Here is a 1,061-nt window from a genome sequence, read left to right as displayed (position 1 = left end):
CCAGGGCCGCGTTCACCTCGGCGAGATCACGCTCGGGCGCGGGCGGATCGGCGCTCACCCGGTCCCCGGCGACGACGACATCGCCCATGCCCTGCTCCTTCAGCACGCGGGCCGCGTCCGCGGGATCGGGCGTGGTCACGACGAGCCGGGCGCGCGCGCCCGCCGCCAGCTCGGCCACCGGGCCCTGGGTGATCAGGCGGCCCTGGGCCATCACCGCGGCGTGCGTGCAGACCTGCTCGATCTCGTCGAGCAGGTGCGAGGAGAGGAACACGGTCGTGCCGTCCGACGCCAGCTCGCGCACCAGGGCGCGGATCTCCCGCATCCCCTGCGGGTCGAGCCCGTTGGTCGGCTCGTCCAGCACGAGCAGTCTGCGGGGCTGCAGCAGCGCGGCCGCGAGCCCGAGCCGCTGCTTCATGCCGAGCGAGTAGGCCTTCGCCTTCTTGCCCGCGGCGGCCGTCAGCCCGACCCGGTCGAGCGCCGCCGCCACGCGGGTGCGCCGGGTGCGCGGATCGGCGACCGGGTCCGCGGAGTCGTACCGCAGGAGGTTGTCCCGGCCGGAGAGGAAGCCGTAGAGCGCGGGGCCCTCGATGAGCGCGCCCACGTGCGGCAGCACGGTCCGGGCGGAGCGCGGCATGGGCCGGCCCAGCACGCGGGCCGTCCCGGAGGTCGGCTGGATGAGGCCCATCAGCATTCTGATGGTGGTCGTCTTGCCGGAGCCGTTCGGTCCGAGGAAGCCGAAGACGCTGCCCGCCGGGACGGCCAGGTCGAGGCCGTCGACGGCGAGCTGTCCGCCGCGATAGCGCTTGGTCAGCCCACGGGTGGCGATCACGGTGCCGTCCACGCCGCCCGTCCCGGCACCCGGGCCCGCATCCGCACCCGGGCCCGGATTCGCGTCCGGGCCGTCCGCGCCGGTGTCCGCGTCCGTGCCGGTGTCCGCGTCCGTGCCGGTCTCCGCGCCCGTCCCGGTGGGCGCACCCGTGCCCGCGTCCGTGGTGGACCGTTCCGCCATCGACTCCCTCATCTCGCCCTGCCCTCGGGACACCCGGCGGTGGGCCCCGCCG

The 1,061-nt window shown here is 76.0% G+C and carries 1 protein-coding gene; it reads right to left on the bottom strand.

Annotated elements, in window-relative coordinates; translation table 11 throughout:
* Positions 1 to 1,009 (bottom strand): ABC transporter ATP-binding protein (locus FGF04_RS39415; RefSeq protein ID WP_235882756.1); only part of this gene is annotated, 1,009 nt, incomplete at its 3' end.
* Positions 1,010 to 1,061 lie beyond the last annotated feature (52 nt).

The sequence above is a fragment of the Streptomyces apricus genome, from assembly GCF_008369065.1.
GTDB classification, from domain to species: domain Bacteria; phylum Actinomycetota; class Actinomycetes; order Streptomycetales; family Streptomycetaceae; genus Streptomyces; species Streptomyces apricus.
The sequence above is the reverse complement of the archived record's forward strand: the minus strand, read 5'-3'. Positions and strand labels throughout refer to the sequence as shown.